Origin of the sequence: Streptomyces sp. NPDC006259 (assembly GCF_042870975.1) — a bacterium.
In the GTDB taxonomy this organism is placed as follows: domain Bacteria; phylum Actinomycetota; class Actinomycetes; order Streptomycetales; family Streptomycetaceae; genus Streptomyces.
This window is the reverse complement of record NZ_JBIAHY010000003.1, coordinates 793,268-809,858: the sequence shown is the minus strand read 5'-3', so window position 1 is coordinate 809,858 and position 16,591 is coordinate 793,268. Positions and strand designations below refer to the sequence as shown.

Sequence of the window (16,591 nt, the reverse complement as noted above, 5' to 3'; positions counted from 1 at the left end):
CGGCTGGGGGTTCGGGACCGGACTGGGATACGGGTCGGGGACGGGCGTCGGCGGCGGCTGGACGGGATCGGGGTACGGGTTCGTCATCATGTCCTCCGGCCAGGGATGGGCTTGGCTCTGGACTACTGCCCCGCCTACCCGACGACGGCGCGCGCAGTCACCCGGTGGTGGCACGCGGTGCGTCCGGCCGGGTCCCCGCCGCGCGCGGTCGATGGCGCCCTGCCGCCTCGGCGGCCGCGGCCAGGCCCGGCGCGGGACTGCTCAGGACCGGTACCGGTGTGGTCGCGAGGTGCTGGGCGGGCGCCATGGAGGCCTGGGCCAGCACGACCGCGTCGGCATCGGCGCCGGTGACCGTGTCGGCGGTGGCGGCGACCAGGCGGACGTAGCCCTCGGTGTCACCCGCCTCGAAGCGGTCCCAGGCGTCGTCGACGAGCAGGGTGCGCACGCGGACGGGGCGGCCCGCGCGGGCCGCCTCCTCCGCGACCAGCTCCGCGGTGGGACCGAGGGTGCTCTCCAGGGCCGCCAGGACGACGACGCGTGGGCCCGCGGCGACCGCGGCGGCGGCCATCGGCCGGTCGACGCGGAGCACCGGGACCCTCACCCCGGCCGACTCCGCGACGGCCTCCGCTACGGCGCCGAGTGTCGAGCAGGTGCACAGCACCGCCCGCGCCCCCTCCGCGACGGCGCGCGCGAGCACGGCCCCTACCTCGGCGGCGACCGCGTCGGGCCCCCGGTCCCGTGCGCGGGCCAGCAGGTCCTCGTCGACGAAGTGCCGCAGTTCGAGGCCGGGATGGTCCCGGTCGCGCAGGGCGTCGAAGACGGGGACGTGCACGGGTGAGGTGTGCAGCAGGGCGAGCACCGGACGCGCTCAGAACCGGCCGGGGTGGGCGCGCAGCCACTCCTTGGCGGCGGTCAGCGACGCGGGGTCGGCCGCCGGAGCCTCCTCGGGGTGGCGCGCGGCCCACTTCACGACGTACGGGCAGAGCGGGGCGACGGGGACGGCCTCGCGTGCGGAGAGGGCGTACAGCTCGCGGGCCAGGGACCCGGCGATGCCCTTGCCCTCGTGGGCCGGCTCGACGATGGTGTGGACCGGGACCAGGGCGGGCGCGGGCGACTCCAGGACGAAGTACTCGATGCGGCCGACGACCCCGCCGTCCTCTCCGAGGGCCTCGAGGCGGCCGGCCGACCGGTCGTCGCGGATGGTGATGTCGCTCATGGGCGCTCCTGGAACCGGTGGTGGATGATCAGGCGGACACGGCCTGCGGGCTGCGCTCCTGGTCCGAGCCCGGCACCGGCTCCGCCGGGTCGGCGCCCAGGGCCACGATCCGGTTGTCGCGGTCCACATGCACGACCCGGGGCTCCAGTGCTCGCGCCTCGGCGTCGCTGACCTGAGCGTAACTGATGATGATCACCAGGTCCCCGGGGTGCACGAGATGGGCGGCGGCCCCGTTGATCCCGACGACCCCCGACCCGCGCTCGCCCTCGATGACGTACGTCTCCAGCCGGGCGCCGTTGGTGATGTCGACGATGTGGACCAGCTCACCGGGCAGCAGATCGGCGGCGTCCAGCAGGTCGGCGTCGATGGTCACGGATCCCACGTAGTGCAGGTCGGCCTGGGTGACGGTGGCACGGTGGATCTTGGACTTGAACATGGTGCGAAACATGAAGAAGCTCCCGAAAGGTCTGCTCCCTGCCGGCATTCGCGGGTCAAGGGCGTTCTCCGGAGCCTACAGCGATTCGCCCGTTCGGTCAGCTGTCACCAGCTCTTCTGCTCCTCCCTACCGTCGGCACTTCGCGGCAGCCGGCCCCCGCGTCCCCCGTCCCACTGGCGCGGCGACGAGCAACCAACCGCGGGAACCCTCCCCCTGGGTACCCACCGTCGGCGGAGTGGCCGGCCCCATGGTGCGAGGCACCTCGCGTCGGCGTCCAGGACCATGAGCCATCTTCCACCGCCGGGGGAGGTCGGCCCACGCCTCGGGCCCGTGCCGACCGGTCCGGCGGCGGGTTCCGGGCTTCCGTACCCGCCGCCGGGTTCCGGATTCCGTAGCCGCCGCCGGGGGCGATCTCAGCGTCCGCCGCACATCTCGCGGACGGTCTCGGCGATCAGTGCGCCGCCCTGGACCAACACCGATGGGTCGGGGCTGAGGCTGACGCGGAAGCACTGTGTGCGGTGGGCCCCCGATCCCTGGGCGGACGCCGGGTCGTCCACGAAGAAGTGCCGGCCTGGGACGACGAACACCTTCTTGCGTTTGAGCCGCTCGTACAGCTCCATGTCGTCGAAGCGGCTGTCGTCGATCCAGAACCAGCAGAACATTCCGCCGTCCCCGGAGTGCATCCGCCAGTCCACGCCGTCCGGCATCAGCTCGAGGAACATCTTCTCCGCCATCAGCCTCCGCTCACGGTAGAACGGGCTGATGGCCTCGGAGACGAGCGCGTCCAACCGGCCCGTCGACAGGGAGCGCGCGATGACCGTCTGCGCCAGCTGGGGCGCGTGCAGGGCGGAGTTCGCGAGGAACGACACCATGGGAGTGATGTAGCGCTCCGGGCCGATGGCGAAGGCCACCCGCTCGCCGGGCAGTCCCGCCTTGGACAGGGTGAAGCAGTTGACGACGTGCTCGTGCCAGGCCGGTGGCACCTGGGCGAGGCCGATCCGGGGAAAGGGCTCACCGTAGGCGTGGTCGAGGAGGAGCGGCACGTCCCTGCGGGCTGCGAGGGCCGTCAGGAAGTCCAGCTCCGCGGCGTCGACGGTGCGGCCGGTGGGGTTGCCGGGGCTGGACAGCAGCATCATGCCGATGTCGTCCTGGCGTTCCAGGGCCGGGAGGTCGAGGGAATAGCGGAAGAAGTTGCCCTCCTCCGCCACCGGTCGCGCCCGGACGCCCGTGATGCCTCCGGGGTGCATGGACAGCCCCTGGTAGCCGGTGTAGTCGGGTGCCATCGGCAGCACGACCTTGCGCAGGCGGCCCTGCGACTCCCCCGGTCCCGAGAACAGCGCTGCCGCGATGAAGCACAGCATCTGGCTCCCGGGGCCGACCACGACGTTCTCCGGTGATATACCCCACCCGTAGCGGTCGTTGAAGTAGTCGGTGATCGCCCGCACGAGCACCGGCGCCCCGCGGGAGGGCCCGTACAGACAGCTGGCGGAGGCGAAGTCCTCGGCCAGCGCCTGTTCGGTCAGGCTCCGCCATTCCGCGATGGCCCGCGGGATCGGTGCCGGGTTGCCGATCCCCAGGTTCAGCCAGTCCGCCGGACCCGAGGCCGTGCTGACCGCGATGTCTTCCATGATGCTGCGCAGGCCCGAGAGCGTGGCCATCTTGCTGCCGATGAGGGACAGCGCCATCTCGTGGTTCCCTTCTGCCGTGGGGGCTGACCGACCGCGGCCGTCAGACCGTGGTGACGGCCGGAGCGGGCGTGGTGCGGCTCAGGCGCCGGGGAACGACCGTGCGTCCGAGCCACGCACCGGACAGCGCCTGGACCACGGCGACCAGGAAGGTCAGCCCGAACGCCACCGCGGCCAGCGGCGGCAGGCCCGCGAGGGCGGCGGTGGTACGGGCCACCGCCCCCACCGGCGCTCCGTCCAGGGCCTGCACGGCAAGCGGCAGCGCCCAGCCGAGTACCGCCGCGCACGACGCGGCGAGGTAGCCGCGCGGGCGCCCGCCGGGCGTGACCCTGGACACGACGCCGGCCGCGGCTCCCACCAGGAACGGCAGGAACCACATCGCGGCCAGGGTGCCCAGCCAGACGAGGGCGGCGCCGCCGAGGATCGTCACGGCTCCCCCCAGGGCCCGCCGACGGGTGGACGGTGCGGGAGAAGCAGCGGGTTCCGCCGGCTCCGGCACGGTCCGCGGGCCCGGGTCGTGCGGGGTCTCGGTCGTGGTCATGTCGGTCACCTTTCCGCCTGGAGCGTCCACTGGATGTCCCCGTCGCCCTGTTCGTCGGCGGTGCGCAGCGGCCGGAGTTCGCCCTTCCACCAGTACGGGGCGAGGTTCTTGTACCAGGGCGACGCGGGATGGTCGCTCTGTCCTCCCGGGTAGACCGCGCGGGCGTCGGCCGTACCGGACGCGCTCCAGCCGACCACCATGCGCAGGCTCGGGCCGTAGTCGGACGTCAGACCGTTCTCGGCGACGTTCACCGTCCATGGGCTGCCTCCGGCGGGGTAGGGCCCGTCTCCCAGCGCGGGGGCTCCCGTCAGCGACGGCACGACCCGCTCGTGGATCCGTCCCCAGGCCCAGTCTGTGGGGTTCTTGCCGAGCCGTCCGTCGAGGAAGTCGACGGCGCCGGTGAAGGCGGCCCGCATGGCGTCGGCAGAGGTCCGGGCGGGCTTGCCCGGCGGTGTGAAGGCCGCGTTGCCAGGGTCCGTCAGGGTCCACTTCTCCAGGTTCTGCATGAGCGCGACGGGGGTGCGCAGCAGGTCCAGGCCGGCCGGGTCGGTCTTGACCGGAACCTTGGCGGAGTCCCACCAGGGTTGGAAGACCTCGGAGACGTACCCGCCGTAGAAGGCGAACCAGATGGCCGCCGCCGGGGACCGGGCGTCCATGGAGGCGTTCCACTCGGCGAGTTGCTTGCGGGCGGCGTCCTGCTGGGGGGTGAGCTTGGCATTCTTGAGGGCGTCGAGCAGCTTGGGCAGCATGCGCTGGGCCAGCTCGTCGGTGACGTCGTTCTGGAGCTTCGAGAAGCCGTCCGCGGTGTGGACCTTGGCCTTGGTCAGCTCGTCGAGGATGCGGTTGGTGCGGTAGCCGGTGTCGAAGTTCGAGGAGGGGCCGATGTAGTACGGGTAGTCCGCGCCGACGGGCCGCTGGTTGGCGGTGACCAGGAGGTGCGACGGCGGGTTGTGGACCTGGGGGACCGCGTCGAAGGGAATGGTGCCGACGACGTCGGACTCGCCGGTGCCGGGCAGCGGGCCCCGGGCGTCGCCCCGGGCGATCTGCGGGTAGGCGCCCGGCGCGATCACGCCGATGTTGCCCTTGCGGTCGGCGTAGGCGAAGTTCTGGGCGGGCGCCTGCCAGTCGCGCAGGGCGTCGCGGAAGCTGTTCCAGTCGCTCGCGGCGTTCAGGTTCAACAGCGCGGCCAGGTTCTGGGAGGGCCTGTTGCCCATCCACTCGACGGCGGTGGTCGTGCCCTTCTTCGTGAGCAGGGGGCCGTGGACCGTCAGGTCCACCTGGAGGGGCACGGGCGCGCCGCCACGGACCGGAATGGTGTACTTGATCTTCTGGACGGGGTGCCAGGCCCCCTTCCAGAAGTACGCGTCCGCGTGCTCCGGGTCGGTCTTCTCGCGGTAGAAGAAGGTGGACTGGTTCTGTACGGCCGTCAGCGACCAGGAGATGTCGGCGTTGCGTCCGATGAGGATGGCCGGCATGCCGGGCAGGCTCGCCCCGCTGACGTCGTAGCCCGGGGACTTCAGGGACATCTGGTACCAGTACGAGGGCAGCGACAGCTTCAGGTGCGGGTCGCCCGCCAGGAGCGCGCCGCCGGCGGCCTTGGGGCCGTTGGCCACCCATGCGTTGCTGTTCGGGTAGAGGTGCCGTGTGGTGTCGGGCAGCTTGGCCATGCTCGTGAGGATGGTGGTCGCGGCCTCGGCCGACGCCTTGTCGGTTGCCGCCGCCGCGGGGGTCACCGAGGTGGTGGGAGCGGCCGGGGTGGCGGGCGCGCCGTCGGCGCGGGTGCCGGTGTGGCCTGCGGCCTCGGCCGCGTTGGCGTTCGGGCTGGGCAGCGGTGCGACGCCGAGGTTCTTGTACGGGCCCGGGGCGTACGGGTGTTGCTCGTTGGCGGGCAGCACCGGGAACCACTCGGAGGCCCGCTCGGCGCCGAGGGAGTTGCTGAGCAGGGCGTAGGTCAGCGGCCGGGTGTCGAAGCTGAGCGTCTGGGTGAGCACGCCCTGAACGGTCAGACTGTCCACCGGTGTCCAGCGTTCGGGCCTCACCCCGGCCAACCCGTAGACGGTGGGCCACTGGCCGTTGGCCTCCAGCTCGTCCAGCCGGGCGTTGACGCCGGCCGCGTAGGCGGTGAGCGCCTTCGCCGCCTTGCCATCGCGCGGAGTGGCCGCCCAGGTGGCCTCGGCGGTGCGCCGGATGCCGAGGGACAGTTCGAAGACGTCCGAGTCGATTCCGGAGGGTCCGTTGAGTTCGGCCAGCCGTCCGGCGCCGAGCCGGCGCTGTACGTCCATCTGGACGAGGCGGAAGCGGGCGGCGAGGTAGCCCTGCGCGACGAACAGGTCGTCGTCGGAGGAGGCGTGGACCGAGGCGATGCCGTCCGAGGTGAACGACACGTCGACGGGCTTCGACAGCCCGGGGACGCGCAGCCGCTCGTTGCCGGGTGTGCGCGCGTCCTCGGCGGACGGCCAGACGCCGCCGCCGGGGGCGAGCGACCTGCCGAGGGCCGGCACCGGGCCGAATCCGGCTCCGAACACGAACAGCGTCACGCCCGCGGTGCACACGGCGCCCAGCACCCCGGCCGTGCGGCGGATTCCGGCTCTCATCGCTCTCCCCGTGCAGCTCGGTTGTGGACCTTGATCCGGGTGTACTCCAGGAGCCCCCAGTAGCCGTACTCCACGCCCAGGCCCGAGCAACGGGCGCCGCCGAAGGGCACATCGGGCCGTAGATCCCCGTGGGTGTTGATCCACACGGTGCCGCAGTCCAGAAGTGGCGCCAGCTCCTGGGCCGCTTCCTCGGAGCCCCACAGAGAGGCGCCGAGGCCGTAGGGGGTGCCGTTGGCGCGGGACACGACCTCGGCCGGCTCGTCGTACGCGATCACGGGGATGACCGGGCCGAACTGCTCCTCAAGTTCCAGCTCCGTGCCCTCGGGGAGCCCGGTGACCACGGTCGGGGGGTAGAAGTGGCCCGGGCCGTCGAGCGGCGCACCGCCCGTGACGACCCGCGCCCCGCGCTCGACCGCGTCGTCGACGAGTCCGGCGACCCGCTCGAGCTGGGCACGGCTGATGAGGGGGCCGAACTGTGAGGCGGGGTCGCTCGCGGGACCGACGACGGACGCGTTCGCCAGGGCGGTGAGGGCCTCGGCGAGTGCGTCGGCCTTCGCGCGCGGTACGTAGATCCGCTTGATCGCGGCGCAGAACTGACCGCTGTTCACCATGGCGCCGGCGAAGAGGGAGGGCGCGATCGCGGTGATGTCCGCGTCGGGCAGGACGATCGCGGCGTCGTTGCCCCCCAGTTCGAGGACCACCGGGCGCAGGTTTCCGGCGGCCTGACGCGCGATGGCCCGGCCGGTCGCGACGGACCCGGTGAAGGAGATCATGTCGATGCCGGGGTGCGAGGTGAGGGCCTCGCCGAGCGCGTGGTCGCCGCAGACCACGTTGAGCACGCCGGGTGGCAGGCAGTCCCGGAGCACCTCTGCCATCCGCAGGGTGGAGAGCGGGGTCTCCGGGGAGGGCTTGAGCACCACCGTGTTGCCGGCGAGCAGCGCGGGCGCGAACTTGCAGACGGACAGGATGATCGGGAAGTTGGAGGGCGCGATCGCCGCCACGACGCCGTGCGGCACCCGCTCGAGGGTGATCCTGGCACTGTCGTCCCCCAGTTCCTCCTCACCGAGGCGCAGTTCGGCGGTGTGGGCGAACCAGTCGGCCGACAGCCGGACTTCGGCGCGGGCGGCGGCGGCCGGCTTGCCCTGTTCCCTGCTGAGGAGGGCGGCCACCTCGTCCAGGTGGGCGCTCAGGGCCGTACCGCAGGACCGCAGCAGCTCCGCGCGCTCGTCGGCCGGTCGGCGGGCCCAGTCAGGGCCGGCCGCCACGGCCGCGGCTACGGCCGCGTCGAGCTGCTCGGCGGAGCAGGCGGGCGCGTCGGCGAAGGAGCGGCCGGTCGCCGGGTCCTCGACCGGTGTCAGGGCGGCGCCCGGCACGGCCTGGCCGGCGATCGTCAGGGAGAGGTTCATGCTCCGGCTCCCGCGTCCGGGGCGCTCACCGACAGCTGGTCGCGCAGGCTGAGGGGGCGCATGTCCGTCCACACCTCTTCGATGTGGGCGAGGCACTCGTCCTTGGCGCCCTGCTTCCCCGCGTCGCGCCAGCCTGCCGGTATCTCCCGGTCCAGCGGCCACACCGAATACTGTTCCTCGTGATTGACCACGACTCGGAACTGCCCGTCGGACGTCGCAATATCACTCACTGGACTTCCCATCTGAACGTGTCTTCCTTTTTCTTCACACATTGCTAGAGTATCGCCATAAAGCCGCACGAGCGGCCTTTCGTTTTCGTCTGGAAAAAGGTTTATCAGTGATGGAGAACATCGAGGTCCCCACCGTCGACTGGCCCGAGCGGGCGCCGGTGGGCGACTGGTTGCAGGGGGCCTCCGCCGTCGTGGTCCTGAGCGTCGACGTCGACGCCGAATCCCCCGTCCTCGCCCGCGGCGAGCACTACCTCAACCACCTGACAACCATGTCCCACCAGGCCTACGGCCCGCGTGTGGGGGTGCCGCGGATCCTGGACCTGCTCGACCGCTACAGCCTCCCCGCCACCTTCTTCGTGCCCGGCGTGAGCGCCGAGCGATGGCCTTCGGTCATGGAGGCGGTGGCCGAGCGCGGGCATGAGACGGCCTTGCACGGATTCACCCACCGACACCCGGTCCACCTTTCCGAAAGCGAACAGCGTGAGGAGATCGAGCGCAGCCTGAAGACTTTCTCGAAGTTCGGGATCGAACCGGTCGGATATCGCGCCCCGAATTGGGAGATGACCCGCTTCACCCTCGATCTGCTCGGCGAATTCGGGCTGCGTTACGACTCCTCGCTGATGGACGACGACCGTCCCTACGCGGTGCGCTCCGGCGACAGGACGCTCGCGGAGCTGCCGGTGCAGTGGCTGCTGGACGACTGGGAGCAGTACGCCTTCCTGCCGGAGCCGAACATCGGGCAGCTGATCGAGGCCCCGTCCAAGGTGGTCGACCTGTGGACCGCCGAGCTGGAGGCCATGCGCGCCTTCGGATCGCTGTGCATGCTGACCGTCCACCCCTTCCTCACCGGTCGGCCCTCGCGACTGCACGCCCTGGAGCAGTTCATCCAGTTCGCGCTCTCCCGCGGTGACGTGCGGTTCGCCCGCGCCGACGAGCTGGCGGAACTGGTGCTGGCGGGCGGGCCGGCCGAACGGCCGTAGCCCGCGCCGCGGCGCACCGTTCAACTCCTCGCCCCGCCGGCCCTCGTGGCCTGCGGGGCGTAGAGCACGTCCACGCACGCGGAGGCCAACGCGGCAAGGCTGGAGACGGACCGTTCCTGCGGCAGTCCGGCGGCGGCGTAGGCGAGCGGCAGTTCGGTACAGGCACTCAGGACGGGAAGATCGTGCCGCTGCCACAACCGGCGTACGGCAGCGGCCAGTACGGCCCCGGCCCGGTCCGGCTGCTTCGCCTTGACAAGTACGCCCGCCTCGTGGATGGCGTCCTGCTCGGGTTCTTCGGGTATCAGCAGCCGGTAGCCGAGGTCGGCCGCCCGCTTCTGATAGATGCCGCTGTACACCGTCCCCGTGGTGGCCGCGAGCCAGCCGCCTTCCGGGTTGGCGCGCACGGCGGCGCGCAGGGTGGCGTCGACGATGTGCACGACCGGCACCGCGATCTCAGGCGCGATCCGGTCGATGAAGGCGTGTGCGGTGTTGCACGGGACGGCAATGAAATCAGCGCCCCAGGAGGCCAGTTCCGCCATTCCGCTTCGCAGCGGCGGGACCGGCTCGTCGGTGCCGGCCAGAATGGCACCGGTCCGCTCCGGGATACCGGGATCGGAGAGCATCACGATCCGCGGATGCTGCTGATCCGATTCGGCGGGGGCGGCGAGGGCGAGCAGGCGGAGGAACTCGGCGGTGGCCGCGGGGCCCATGCCGCCCAGCACTCCCAGTGTCCGCTGCGGCACCGACAGTCCCTCTCGGGCTGTCGGTTGATGGTCGACTCGTATCAAGGCACTGCCCCCTGCAGATTCCGGCCGAGGCGCACGGAATCACGATGTCCAGCCCTATTGGGAATGCCCGGGGAAAACCACTCATGGTCCCCGGCGCAGAATGTTTGGAGAGCGCTCCGCGTATGTCGCCAGGTCTCTTGGGACCGGCAGGGAGCGCATCGATTGCCAAGCATGAGAAAAAGAAAGGAAAACCGCTGGAGCCCCCGACGCCGCGGTGACAGTACCACAGCGCCGGACTCCCGCAACCGAGTCCCGCCCGCCGTCGTCTTCGCAGGCCAGAGGCGAGAGCAACCAGGGACCTTGGAACCTTGCGAACCGGCTCGACAGCGTGTTTGGATACGGGAGTTGCTCCAACAGTAAGTCGCCAACACGGCTGACGAGCGTGTCGAGATGACCATCCGCACGCGTCTGTCTCTTCTTCGTTTGGCACTCATTCACATTGCGGGGGGATCCGTATGAGCATGGACAGCAGCACTACACCGCATGACACGCCCACGCGTGCAGCCGAGCTGCCGGCGGTGGCCGCTGTGGTGGTGGACATCTGGGCGGACGTGCTCGAAATCGAGCCCGCCCTCATCGACGCGGAGACCAGCGACTTCTTCGAGCTGGGCGGCTACTCCCTGCTCGCGCTGCAGAGCATCGCGCGACTCCTCGCCGCGCACGGCATCGACCAGGACTCCGCCCTCGAGCTCGAGGGCCTGCTGCTCAACCAGCTCTTCGAGCAGCCGACGGCCTCCGCCCAGGCGGCGTGCCTCGTCGCCAACCTTCCGCGGTAGCGGGCCGCACTCCCGACGCCTTCCGCTTCCGCCGCTTCCACTTCCTCAACTCCCGCACTGGGCACGGTCGTTAACCGGCCGCGCGTTCACCACGCGCGTCGGTCCGCAGTCGCCCGCCGGCGTCGAGTAGCCGACCGCCGGGTCCTGGGACATCCGGTGCGGCCCCCCGCCGACCCGTACGCAGTCGACGCCGTCGACGCCTCTTCATCCACGCGCACGCCCTCCCCCGGCCTCGGGGCCGGGGGCGCCACTTCCGAACTTCGTGCCTCATCCACACTGAGGTCGCTGACGCCTGCCCGGCTGCCGCAGCGATCTCGTAGGAGGCTGCCACAGGGGAAGGTGCCACATGACTTCCGACGCGAGCACAGCGTCGCCGCAGGACCTGTTCCGGCGAGCCAAGGTCACCGCCGCGGACGAGCGGACGTTCCTTGTCAAACTCCTTGTCGCGTACGCCCTTTGGGCCCTCGGTGCGGCGCTCGCGCTGCTGGCCGGACCGTGGCCGCTGCGGGTGCTCGGCGTCGTGCTGATCGGTTCGATGTACGCCCACTGGCTGGAACTCCAGCACCAGTGTCTGCACCACTCGGCATTCCGGCGCGCCCGCTGGCACCGGATCGCCGGCATCCCGCTGGGCGTGCCCATGCTGGTCTCGTACAGCCACTACCGCGTCCGGCATCTGCAGCACCACCGCTACCTGGGCACCGACCAGGACTCGGAGTTCTTCGGCTTCGACTCGCGACAACCCGTCACCTGGGGCGCCCTGGTCCGCGAGGCCCTGGCCTTCGGCCGGCTGGGCGGTGCGGCCGCGGACGTCGTGCGCGCCTGGAGGGGCTCCTGGACGTACGACACCGGCCAGATCGCTCCGGCCCGCAAGCGCGAAGTGATCGCCGAATACCGGATGTTCGCGCTGCCGATCGTCGCGGCCGTCGCTCTCGTCGCGCTCGGCCAGGGCGAACTGGTGCTGTGGGTGTGGCTGCTTCCGCTGTCGGTCGCGGTGCCCCTGCACTTCCTCGTCGAACTGCCCGAGCACATCATGTGCGACAACACCAGCACCGACGTACTGCGCAACACCCGCTCCATCACCGGGAGCTGGTTCAGCACCTGGTACACCAACGGCAACAACCTGCACGTCGAACACCACGCGGCCATGGTCGTTCCCATCAACCAACTCCGCGAGCGCCACGATGTGACGCTGTCGTACGCGAAGCACACCTCCCCCAGCTATCCGCAGTTCTTCCGCGCCATCGCCCGGGAAGCCGCCGCCAACGGCCGAGCGGCCCGTGCCCAGGGCGGCACCCGTGCCGAATAGCCCCAGCCCCACCACCGTCCGGCACCCGCTGACCCCCGGGCAGCAGGGCATGTGGTTCCTCGATCGCATGTCGGGCTCCCCCGTCTACGTCGACCCGATGACCTTCCGGCTCACCGGCACGCTCGACATCGAGGCCATGGCGCGAGCGCTGGCGCACCTGCGCGGGCGTCACGAGGCGCTGCGCAGCACCTTCCCGGTCGTCGACGGCGCCCCGGTGCAGGAGATCGGTGGCGACACCCATGTCGACGTACCGGTGGTCGATCTCTCGCACCTGCCGCCGCCGGAGCGCGAGAGCGAGCTGGCGGCAGTGCTCGAAAGCGACGTACGGCGGCGCTTCGACCTGGCCAAGGGGCCGGTCATGCGCGCCCTGGTGGTCGTTCTCGCCCCCGCCGAGCACGTCCTGCGGATCACCCTGCACCACCTCGTGTCGGACGCCTGGTCGTGGTGGAACGTCCTGCTCCCGGAGCTGGCCCTGCTGTACTCGTCCGAGCTGACCGGCGAGCCGGCCGGTCTGAAGCCGCCGACGGCACAGTTCTCCGACTTCGCGCACTGGCAGCGCTCCTGGTCCGAAGGGCCGGGCGCGCAAAGGCAGTTGGACTACTGGAAGGAGAAGTTGGCCGGTCTGGAGCCGCTCCCCGTCCTCGACCCCGCGGCCGCCCCGGTCACCCGATCGGCGGGCACCGGACGGACCGTCGCGACCCAGTGGACGACCGTCCCCCGCCCTGTCCACCATGCGCTGCGGGAGGTCGGCCGACGCGAGCGGGTGACCCCGTTCATGCTGCTCCTCGCCGGCTTCACGGTCGTGCTGCACCGTGTCTCCGGGGCCAGCGACGTCGCCGTCGGCACCCGGGCGGCCCTGCGCAGCAGGCCGGAGTTCGAGTCCGCGGCCGGCTTCTTCGTCAACCTGCTCGTCGTCCGCACCGACGTGTCCCGCGCGGTCACCTTCCGCGATCTGCTGGGGCTGGTACGCCGCGGCTCGCTCGGCGCGTACGCCCATCGGGAGCTGCCTTTCGAACGCGTCGTGGAGGAGCTTCGGCCGCGCCGCCGCACGGGCTTCCACTCCCTGGTGAACGTGCTGTTCTCGCACCAGAGCACCCCCGAGGTACTGCCCGCCTTCCCCGGCCTGACGGCCGGCCTGCTCAACCACGACCCGCACACGCTCTACGACCTCGACCTTGTCTTCTACGAGGAGGACGGGGACCTGCGCGCGCTGCTCACCCACGATCTGGCGCGCTGCACCGAGCAGACGGCGACCGCCCTGCTCGCGGAGATCACCGACGTGCTCACCGCCGTCGCGGAGGATCCCGGCATCCCCCTGGACGCTCTTTCGACAACGGCGAGGAAGCACCATGACGGATAGGTCCGAGCGGGGCCACGACCCTCGCGGCGGCTCTCCCCTGTCGGTCACCCAGGAGCAGCTTTGGCTGCTCGACCGCGTGGACCCGGGGAACGCCTCGTACAACTCCCCCATGATGTGGCGCCTCGACGGCCGGCTCGATCCCGAGCCGCTGGCCCGAGCCCTGGAGACCGTCGTCCGCCGGCAGGAGATGCTGCGGGCGTACGTGGTGAGCGCCGACGGGGTGCCGCACCAGGTGGTGGCCGACGAGGTGCCGCTGCCCCTGGAGGTCACCGATCTGACAGACCTTCCGGAGGCGGACCGCGAGGCCGCGACGGAGCGGATCCTGGCCGAGGCCGCGCACCGCCCCTTCGACCTCGGGCGGCCTCCGCTCTTCCGGGTGGCGCTGATCCGCACGGGCCCCGAGCGGCACGTCATGGCCCTGGTCATCCACCACATCGTCTCCGACGGCTGGTCCCTCCAGGTGCTCCTGCAGGAAGTGGCGGACCTGTACGCCGGGTTCGTGACCGGCACCGAGGTCACCCTGCCGCCGTTGACGGCGCAGTTCACCGACTACGCGCGGATGCAGCGGGAACGGCTCGCCGGCCCGCGCGGCGAGGCGCTGGCGGCGTACTGGACCCGGCAGCTCGCGGGCGCGCCCGTCGACCTGGGCCTGCCCGGCGACCGGCCCCGTCCGCCGGTGGCCGACTTCGCCGGCGACCGGTACGTCTTCCAGGTGCCCGAGGCCCTGCGCACGAAACTGGTCGCACTGGCCCGCTCCCACAAGGCCAGCCTGTTCATGGTCACCCTCGCCGGCTTCGTGTCCCTGCTGTCCCGGCTCACCGGCCGCCAGGACCTGCTGGTGGGCACGCCCGTCGGCAACCGCGACAAGCCCGAATGGGGTCCCCTGGTCGGCTACTTCGCCGACACCCTCGTCATCCGCGGCGACGTCGGCGGCGACCCGTCGTTCCGCGAGCTGCTCGGCCGCACCCGTGCCACGGTCCTCGCCGGTTTCGTGCACCGCGACCTGCCGTTCCGGGCCCTGGTGGAGAAGCTCCAGCCGGAGCGGGCGGCCAACCGCAACCCCCTGTTCCAGGTGATGTTCATCCTGCAGAACATCCCGGCGCGGCGCCGCCGGGCCGAGATGCCGGGCGTGGTCATGACGCGGCTTGACGACGTGCGTGCGACGTCGATCTTCGACGTCCGCTTCGACCTCTTCCAGTTCGAGGACGAGCTTCGCGGCCAACTGGAGTACAGCACGCAGCTGTTCGACCGCGCCACGATCGAGCGGATGGCCGCGCAGTACCTGGCCCTGCTCACCGACGCCTGCGCCGACCCCGACCGCCCGGTCTCGGCGCTGTCCCTGGGCGAGGCCCACGCCGATGCCGCCGGTTTCAACGACGCTCTGGAGGAGGTCTAGCCATGTGCGGTGTCACCGGATACATGAACCTCGGGGGCGCGGCCGTCGAGGACGACGGCGTGCTCGACCGGATGACCGCGACCCTGCTGCACCGCGGCCCCGACTCCGGCGGCCGGTTCGTGCGCGACGGCGTGGCCCTGGGCTTCCGCCGGCTGGCCATCGTGGGTCTCGAAGGCGGCGACCAGCCGATCCTCAACGAGGACGGCTCGATCGCGATGGTCTGCAACGGCGAGATCTTCAACCACCGCGAGCTGCGGGCCGAACTGGAGTCCAAGGGCCACCGGTTCACCACCAGCACGGACGTCGAGGTCCTGGTCCACCTGTACGAGGAGCACGGCACCGGACTCCTGGAGCGGCTCAACGGGCAGTTCGCCTTCGCGATCCACGACAGCCGGCGGCGCCGCCTCTTCCTCGCCCGGGACCAGATGGGCATCCTGCCCCTGTACTACGCGCAGCCGGCGGGGCAGATCGTCTTCGGCTCCGAGATCAAGGCGGTCATCGAGCACCCGGCGGTCGTCCGGCGTCCCGACCTCACCGGTCTCGACCAGGTCCTCACCTTTCCGGGCACGGTCGGCGCGCGCACCCTGTTCCAGGGCGTCAGCAGTCTGGAGAACGGCCACTACCTCCTGGTGGAGGACGGCGAGGTCCGCACGGTCAAGTACTGGGACCTGGACTACCCCCTCGACGGCGAGGAGGAGGGCGGCCATCCGGACGCCTACTACACCGACACCCTGCGCGCGCTCCTGGAGCAGTCGGTTCGCAGGCGGCTCCAGGCGGACGTGCCGGTCGGCTACTACCTGAGCGGCGGCCTGGACTCCTCCCTGATCGGCGCGCTCGTGCATCGCGTCGGCACCGGCACGCGCCCGCGGTCGTTCTCCATCTCCTTCGCCGATCGGGGCATCGACGAGTCCCGGTTCCAGCAGCTGATGGCGCGCCACCTCGGCTCCGACCACCACGAGACGGCGTTCCGCCCCGTGGACATCGCGGGGGACCTGCGGCGGATGGTGTGGCACGCCGAGTGCCCGGTCAAGGAGACGTACAACACGTGCTCCATGGCCCTGTCCGCCTCGGTCCGCGAGTCCGGGACCCGGGTGGTTCTGACCGGCGAGGGCGCCGACGAGCTGTTCGCCGGCTACCTGGGCTACCGGTTCGACCTCGGCGGGCGGCGCGCCGCGGGCGACCCGTTCGAGGACGACCTGCGCCGCCTGATGTGGGGCGATCCGCACCTGTTCTACGAGCGTGACTACCACGCCTGGCGTGAGTCGAAGCTCGACCTCTACGCCCCGGACGTCCGCGACTCCTTCGCCGACATCGACTGCCTGGCGGAGCCGGTCGTCGACCCGCGGATGCTGCGCGGACGCAATCCCGTGCACCAGCGCTCGTACCTCGACTTCAAATTGCGCCTCACCGACCACCTGCTCTCCGACCACGGGGACCGGATGGCGCTGGCCCACTCGGTCGAGGCGCGCTACCCCTTCCTCGACCCCGACCTGGTGCGCTTCGCGACCACGGTCCCGCCCCGCCTCAAGGTGACCGAGCGCACCGAGAAGTACGCGCTCAAGGAGGTCGCGCGCGGGCTCGTGCCGGACGAGATCATCCACCGCGAGAAGTTCGGCTTCCGCGCCCAGGGCAGCCCGGCGCTGCTGCGCGAGGGGATCGACTGGGTGGAGGACCTGCTGTCCTACGACGTGGTCAAGCGGCAGGGCTACTTCGACCCGGACGTGGTCGAGCACCTCAAGAAGCAGTACCGGCAACCCGGTTATGAGGTCCACCCGCACCTGGGGGACGACCTGCTGCTGACCGTGCTGACCTTCGGCGTGCTGCTCGACACCTTTTCTCTTCCCGACAACGCATGAACCCCGGGGCGCCGTACCCGC

Annotated in this window: 15 protein-coding genes; 6 read left to right on the top strand and 9 right to left on the bottom strand. The window is 71.1% G+C overall.

Translation table 11 applies throughout. The features are described 5' to 3' along the window. Nucleotides 1-157: 157 nt before the first annotated feature. The 8 genes from ACFYO5_RS14885 to ACFYO5_RS14850 all read right to left on the bottom strand — a co-directional run bounded on the left by ACFYO5_RS14885 (nt 158) and on the right by ACFYO5_RS14850 (nt 8,120). Complete coding sequence (locus ACFYO5_RS14885) at nt 158-859, bottom strand: aspartate/glutamate racemase family protein (protein WP_388708579.1); 702 nt, start codon at nt 857-859, stop codon at nt 158-160. A gap of 9 nt (nt 860-868) precedes the next feature. Next, nucleotides 869-1,216, bottom strand: coding sequence for a GNAT family N-acetyltransferase (locus ACFYO5_RS14880; RefSeq protein WP_356566711.1), 348 nt, complete (start codon nt 1,214-1,216; stop codon nt 869-871). A gap of 28 nt (nt 1,217-1,244) precedes the next feature. Continuing rightward, nucleotides 1,245-1,664 carry an aspartate 1-decarboxylase gene (panD, locus tag ACFYO5_RS14875; protein WP_388708576.1) on the bottom strand — a complete coding sequence of 140 codons (420 nt, stop codon included), beginning with the start codon at nt 1,662-1,664 and terminating at the stop codon, nt 1,245-1,247. 401 nt (nt 1,665-2,065) lie between these two features. Next, nucleotides 2,066-3,337, bottom strand: a complete 1,272-nt coding sequence (locus ACFYO5_RS14870; protein WP_388708573.1) for an aminotransferase class I/II-fold pyridoxal phosphate-dependent enzyme — start codon at nt 3,335-3,337, stop codon at nt 2,066-2,068. Between the two features lie 43 nt (nt 3,338-3,380). Next, a complete protein-coding gene (locus ACFYO5_RS14865) occupies nt 3,381-3,878 on the bottom strand; it encodes a hypothetical protein (RefSeq protein WP_388708570.1) in 498 nt (165 codons plus the stop codon). 5 nt (nt 3,879-3,883) lie between these two features. Then, on the bottom strand, nt 3,884-6,472 hold the full coding sequence (locus ACFYO5_RS14860; RefSeq protein ID WP_388708567.1) for a penicillin acylase family protein: 2,589 nt from the start codon (nt 6,470-6,472) through the stop codon (nt 3,884-3,886). After that, nucleotides 6,469-7,878: an aldehyde dehydrogenase family protein gene (locus tag ACFYO5_RS14855; RefSeq protein WP_388708565.1), complete on the bottom strand. Its 1,410-nt coding sequence runs from the start codon at nt 7,876-7,878 to the stop codon at nt 6,469-6,471. The genes ACFYO5_RS14860 and ACFYO5_RS14855 overlap by 4 nt, the downstream gene beginning before the upstream one ends. Beyond that, nucleotides 7,875-8,120, bottom strand: coding sequence for an MbtH family protein (locus tag ACFYO5_RS14850; protein WP_388708562.1), 246 nt, complete (start codon nt 8,118-8,120; stop codon nt 7,875-7,877). The genes ACFYO5_RS14855 and ACFYO5_RS14850 overlap by 4 nt, the downstream gene beginning before the upstream one ends. A gap of 98 nt (nt 8,121-8,218) precedes the next feature. Between ACFYO5_RS14850 and ACFYO5_RS14845 the strand changes: the two genes are divergently transcribed. Beyond that, entirely contained in the window at nt 8,219-9,088 is an 870-nt protein-coding gene (locus ACFYO5_RS14845) for a polysaccharide deacetylase (protein WP_388708560.1), read from the top strand. A gap of 20 nt (nt 9,089-9,108) precedes the next feature. Here ACFYO5_RS14845 and ACFYO5_RS14840 read toward each other — a convergent pair whose 3' ends face one another. After that, nucleotides 9,109-9,831, bottom strand: coding sequence for an aspartate/glutamate racemase family protein (locus ACFYO5_RS14840; protein ID WP_388708557.1), 723 nt, complete (start codon nt 9,829-9,831; stop codon nt 9,109-9,111). A 506-nt stretch (nt 9,832-10,337) separates the two neighbouring features. Here ACFYO5_RS14840 and ACFYO5_RS14835 point away from each other — a divergent pair. The 5 genes from ACFYO5_RS14835 to asnB all read left to right on the top strand — a co-directional run bounded on the left by ACFYO5_RS14835 (nt 10,338) and on the right by asnB (nt 16,570). Further along, nucleotides 10,338-10,652 carry a phosphopantetheine-binding protein gene (locus ACFYO5_RS14835; protein ID WP_388708555.1) on the top strand — a complete coding sequence of 105 codons (315 nt, stop codon included), beginning with the start codon at nt 10,338-10,340 and terminating at the stop codon, nt 10,650-10,652. Nucleotides 10,653-10,998: 346 nt separating this feature from the next. Continuing rightward, complete coding sequence (locus tag ACFYO5_RS14830) at nt 10,999-11,958, top strand: fatty acid desaturase family protein (RefSeq protein WP_388708553.1); 960 nt, start codon at nt 10,999-11,001, stop codon at nt 11,956-11,958. Then, entirely contained in the window at nt 11,948-13,318 is a 1,371-nt protein-coding gene (locus tag ACFYO5_RS14825) for a condensation domain-containing protein (RefSeq protein ID WP_388708550.1), read from the top strand. The genes ACFYO5_RS14830 and ACFYO5_RS14825 overlap by 11 nt, the downstream gene beginning before the upstream one ends. Continuing rightward, a complete protein-coding gene (locus ACFYO5_RS14820) occupies nt 13,308-14,714 on the top strand; it encodes a condensation domain-containing protein (protein ID WP_388708547.1) in 1,407 nt (468 codons plus the stop codon). Before ACFYO5_RS14825 ends, ACFYO5_RS14820 begins: the two co-directional genes overlap by 11 nt. Before the next feature lie 2 nt (nt 14,715-14,716). After that, nucleotides 14,717-16,570 (top strand): asparagine synthase (glutamine-hydrolyzing), encoded by a 1,854-nt coding sequence (gene asnB / locus ACFYO5_RS14815; RefSeq protein ID WP_388708544.1) that lies wholly within the window; start codon nt 14,717-14,719, stop codon nt 16,568-16,570. Nucleotides 16,571-16,591 lie beyond the last annotated feature (21 nt).

Excerpts from the sequence above, each read along its gene's own strand:
- ACFYO5_RS14880 (WP_356566711.1), bottom strand. The coding sequence starts at position 1,216 with ATGAGCGACATCACCATCCGCGACGACCGGTCGGCCGGCCGCCTCGAG.
- panD (WP_388708576.1), bottom strand. The coding sequence starts at position 1,664 with ATGTTTCGCACCATGTTCAAGTCCAAGATCCACCGTGCCACCGTCACC.
- ACFYO5_RS14870 (WP_388708573.1), bottom strand. The coding sequence starts at position 3,337 with ATGGCGCTGTCCCTCATCGGCAGCAAGATGGCCACGCTCTCGGGCCTG.
- ACFYO5_RS14865 (WP_388708570.1), bottom strand. The coding sequence starts at position 3,878 with ATGACCACGACCGAGACCCCGCACGACCCGGGCCCGCGGACCGTGCCG.
- ACFYO5_RS14860 (WP_388708567.1), bottom strand. The coding sequence starts at position 6,472 with ATGAGAGCCGGAATCCGCCGCACGGCCGGGGTGCTGGGCGCCGTGTGC.
- ACFYO5_RS14855 (WP_388708565.1), bottom strand. The coding sequence starts at position 7,878 with ATGAACCTCTCCCTGACGATCGCCGGCCAGGCCGTGCCGGGCGCCGCC.
- ACFYO5_RS14850 (WP_388708562.1), bottom strand. The coding sequence starts at position 8,120 with ATGGGAAGTCCAGTGAGTGATATTGCGACGTCCGACGGGCAGTTCCGA.
- ACFYO5_RS14845 (WP_388708560.1), top strand. The coding sequence starts at position 8,219 with ATGGAGAACATCGAGGTCCCCACCGTCGACTGGCCCGAGCGGGCGCCG.
- ACFYO5_RS14835 (WP_388708555.1), top strand. The coding sequence starts at position 10,338 with ATGGACAGCAGCACTACACCGCATGACACGCCCACGCGTGCAGCCGAG.
- ACFYO5_RS14830 (WP_388708553.1), top strand. The coding sequence starts at position 10,999 with ATGACTTCCGACGCGAGCACAGCGTCGCCGCAGGACCTGTTCCGGCGA.
- ACFYO5_RS14820 (WP_388708547.1), top strand. The coding sequence starts at position 13,308 with ATGACGGATAGGTCCGAGCGGGGCCACGACCCTCGCGGCGGCTCTCCC.
- asnB (WP_388708544.1), top strand. The coding sequence starts at position 14,717 with ATGTGCGGTGTCACCGGATACATGAACCTCGGGGGCGCGGCCGTCGAG.